Here is a 3,411-nt window from a genome sequence, read left to right on the forward strand (position 1 = left end):
CCGGCGAGGAAGCGGTTGGCCAGCGCCACGTCGTAGTCGTGGATCGCCGCGATGCCGATCTGCTCCACCACGCCGAGCGCCGGGGCGGCCCCGATCCAGCTGAACCACGCCGGTGACACGTCGAAGCGCCGCGCGTCGCCGGCCAGCCGCATCTCCGGGCCGTAGTAGGAGTCGTTCACGTCGGCACCGGCGAACCAGCCCGCGGCGATCGGCCGGACCCGGTCGCGGATCCGCGGACTCAGATAGGCGAACGCCGCGCCCCGCGGACACATCAGCCACTTGTACGCGCTGACGACCACCACGTCCGCCAGCTCGGCATCGAACGGCAGCCACCCGCACCCCTGGCTGGCGTCGACGACCACCGTGGCCCCCACCTCGCGGGCGGCCGCGACGACCCGCTCGTACGGGGCGACCTCCCCGGTGGCCGACTGGACCAGCGAGAACGCCACCACGTCGCAGCCCGCGGCCACCGTCTCGACCAGCCGGTCGGTCGGCACCGTGAGCACCTTCAGCCGGTCGCTGTGCACCAGCCAGGGGAACAGGTTCGACGTGAACTCGATCTCCGGCACCACCACCCGCGACCCGTCCGCGACGGCGGTGGCGACCGGGGCGATCAGCTGGGACGCCTGCGCACCGACCGCGACGTCGGCCTCGGGCACCCCGAGCAGGCGGGCGAAGCGGGCGCGGGCCAGCCCGGTGGCTCCGTCCCATTCGGTGGCGAAGGTCGCACCGGTCCGCCAGTCGCCGAGCGCGGCCTGCAATGCGTCCCACGCGGGCTGCGGCGGCAGGCCGTAGCCGGCGGTGTTCAACCAGCCGGGCAGTGCACTCCAGAGCTGCTGAGCTTCCCTGATATCCACTCGGCCGAGTCTTTCAGCGCAGCCGCCGGGCCGAAGCAGCCAATCGGGGCGTCGTGGACCCTAAGTGGCTCGTGGATCGGCACGGCGTCCGCGGCGGGCGGACCGCCAGCCTTCGATGACGGCCACGAAGAGCCCGAGAAGCGCCAGGACAGCGAGTGCGCCGGGCGCAGAGGTCCACACCGGCGTCGCGTAGCCGTCCTCGGTGGCGATCAGTTCCGGGTCCGCCGGGTCGGCGTAGACGATCAGCTCCCGGCCCTCGCGGACCTTGTCCATGATCCAGGGGTGGCGGAGGTTCGCGCTGTGCTGCTCACCCTGGACGGTGTAGCTGACCGTGAACCAGTGGTCGATCTCGTTGTCGTGGTCGCTGATGATGACCGCCTGCGTACGGGTGCCGTGCTCGACGACGTCCTGGCGGCGCTTGTCGTCGACGAGGAAGACGCCGGCTGCCAGCAGCCCGAAGACGACCGCGCCGAGCAACCCCCACTTCACCAGCGGCCGCCCGGCTAGCCCCACTCGCGGCGCACCATGGGCTCGGCCGGTCCCTCGTGCACCGGCTCGGTCTCCTCGGACTCGACCAGATCCTCCGGGCGGACCCGGTCGGGCAGGTGACCGAATCTGGTCTGCCGCAGGTGGGCCAGCTCCTCCTCCGTACGGGGCTCGGGCTCCTGATCACCACTCATCGCGGGCCTCCCTGGTCGAGCTCACCGGACGCGGAATCTCCATTGTCCACCCCCACTTCAAGCCAGGACGAGCTCGAGCAGCCCGGCGAGCTGTTCGCGCTGACGGGGGTCGAGCCGGCCGGTCGCCGGGGCCAGGTCCCGCTGGATCTCGGCCTGCACCCGGTCGGCCAGTTCGAGGCCGGCCGGGGTGATGAACACGTCGACGACCCGCTTGTCGCCGGGATTGCGGTCACGGGCCAGCAGTCCCCGGCGTTCGGCCCGGTCGACGAGGCCGGACATCGTCGACTTGTCCAGGCCGAGGTACCCGGCCAGCTCGGTCATCCGCAGGCGGCGGTCCCGCAGGATGCCGAGGACCCGCAGCTGAGTCAGGGACAGGTCGTGCGCGGCGCCGACCCGGGTGAGCACTCCCATGACCCGGAAGGCGCTGCGGACCAGGGCGTCGTCCACGACGGCGTCGGAAGTCATGCCCTCAGACTAGTTGACATGGTTTGTAATACCAATCATTATCGAGGTAGTTGGTAATACAAACCATCCCCTCCGGAGGTCACCATGCACGCAGCGGTCATCACCGCGTTCGACGCCCCGCCGACCTACCGCGAGCACCCGGAGCCGGTCGCCGGCAACGACCACGAGCTGGTCGTCGAGGTCCTCGCGGCGGGCCTGCACCACCTGGTCCGGGCCAAGGCGAACGGCACGCACTACAGCAGCGCGGCCCCGCTCCCGCTGGTCCCGGGCGTCGACGGGGTCGTCCGGGATCCCGCCGGGCGCCTGCGTTACGCGGTGCTGGACGACACCGCTCTGGGCACGTTCGCGGACCGCACCGTGATCGACGTCCGCCGCAGCGTGCCGCTGCCCGACGACATCGACCCGGTCCGGATCGCCGCGGCGATGAACCCGGCGATGTCCTCCTGGGTGGCGCTGCGCCGGCGCATCTCCTTCCAGGCGGGCCAGCGTGTCCTCGTGCTCGGCGCCACCGGCAACGCCGGGCGGATGGCGGTCCAGATCGCCAGGCAGTTCGGCGCCGCGCACGTCATCGGCTGCGGCCGCGACACCGCGCGGCTGGCCGGTCTGGCCGCCGTCGGCGCGGACGAGACGATCACCTTCGACGAGGTCGATCGCGCGGCGGATGTCGACGTCGTCATCGACTACGTCTGGGGCGAGCCGTCCGCCCGCGCCATGACGGCGCTGCTGACCGCGCGGGCCGACCGGAGTGCCCCGCTGAGCTGGATCCAGATCGGCTCGGTGGCCGGCGGGACGGCCCCGGTGCCGTCCGTGGCCCTGCGCGGGGCGAGGCTGCAGATCGTCGGCAGCGGCATCGGCTCCGTCCCCGCGCGCGACTTCCTCGCGGAACTGCCGGAGCTGGCCGCCGCGGTCGCGAACGGCGCGCTCGACGTACGGCCGCACACCGTGCCGCTCGCCGAGGTCTCACAGGCCTGGGCGACCCGGACCGACGACCGGATCGTCTTCGTGCCGTGAATCACGTTGCCTAAGGGTCTTAGGTAACTGCATAGTGGGCTTAGGAAGAGGGGAGCGGTCGTGTCGCGAGCGGGAGTGACGCCGGAGCGTCTGGTGCGAGCCGGGGCGGATCTGGCCGACGAGGTCGGCTTCGACCAGGTCACCGTGTCTGCGCTGGCCCGGCAGTTCGACGTCAAGGTGCCGAGCCTGTACGCCCACGTCGAGGGCTCGCGCGACCTCAGGACCCGGATCGCTCTCCTCGCCCTCGACGAGCTCGCCGACCTCAGTGCGGCGGCGCTGGCCGGCCCGTCGCGCACGGCCGCCCAGAGCGCGCTGGGCGACGCCGACCGCGACTACGCCCCCGCCCACCCCGGCCGGGATTCCGCCCCCCGCCTGCGGCACGACCCGGCGACCTCGGC

6 protein-coding genes are annotated in these 3,411 nt (G+C 72.2%); 2 read left to right on the forward strand and 4 right to left on the reverse strand.

What is annotated here, in order from left to right:
• The 4 genes from AB0C29_RS39320 to AB0C29_RS39335 form a co-directional block, all read right to left on the reverse strand.
• Window positions 1-857, reverse strand: an 857-nt coding sequence (locus tag AB0C29_RS39320; protein WP_360831732.1) for an aminotransferase class V-fold PLP-dependent enzyme, incomplete at its 3' end; no start/stop codon positions are given.
• A gap of 60 nt (window positions 858-917) precedes the next feature.
• The gene (locus tag AB0C29_RS39325) at window positions 918-1,370 is read right to left on the reverse strand and encodes a hypothetical protein (protein ID WP_360831735.1); all 453 of its coding nucleotides are present in this window, start codon (window positions 1,368-1,370) and stop codon (window positions 918-920) included.
• Window positions 1,361-1,537: a hypothetical protein gene (locus AB0C29_RS39330; RefSeq protein ID WP_360831738.1), complete on the reverse strand. Its 177-nt coding sequence runs from the start codon at window positions 1,535-1,537 to the stop codon at window positions 1,361-1,363. Before AB0C29_RS39330 ends, AB0C29_RS39325 begins: the two co-directional genes overlap by 10 nt.
• A gap of 57 nt (window positions 1,538-1,594) precedes the next feature.
• Window positions 1,595-2,002 carry a MarR family transcriptional regulator gene (locus AB0C29_RS39335; RefSeq protein ID WP_360831741.1) on the reverse strand — a complete coding sequence of 136 codons (408 nt, stop codon included), beginning with the start codon at window positions 2,000-2,002 and terminating at the stop codon, window positions 1,595-1,597.
• Between the two features lie 84 nt (window positions 2,003-2,086).
• Between AB0C29_RS39335 and AB0C29_RS39340 the strand changes: the two genes are divergently transcribed.
• Together AB0C29_RS39340 and AB0C29_RS39345 are read left to right on the forward strand one after the other, a co-directional pair.
• The gene (locus AB0C29_RS39340) at window positions 2,087-3,013 is read left to right on the forward strand and encodes a zinc-binding alcohol dehydrogenase family protein (RefSeq protein ID WP_360831744.1); all 927 of its coding nucleotides are present in this window, start codon (window positions 2,087-2,089) and stop codon (window positions 3,011-3,013) included.
• A 60-nt stretch (window positions 3,014-3,073) separates the two neighbouring features.
• Window positions 3,074-3,411: TetR family transcriptional regulator (locus AB0C29_RS39345; RefSeq protein WP_360831747.1), on the forward strand; the 338-nt coding region annotated here is incomplete at its 3' end.

Origin of the sequence: Actinoplanes sp. NPDC048791, assembly GCF_040650095.1 — a bacterium.
GTDB lineage: Bacteria > Actinomycetota > Actinomycetes > Mycobacteriales > Micromonosporaceae > Actinoplanes.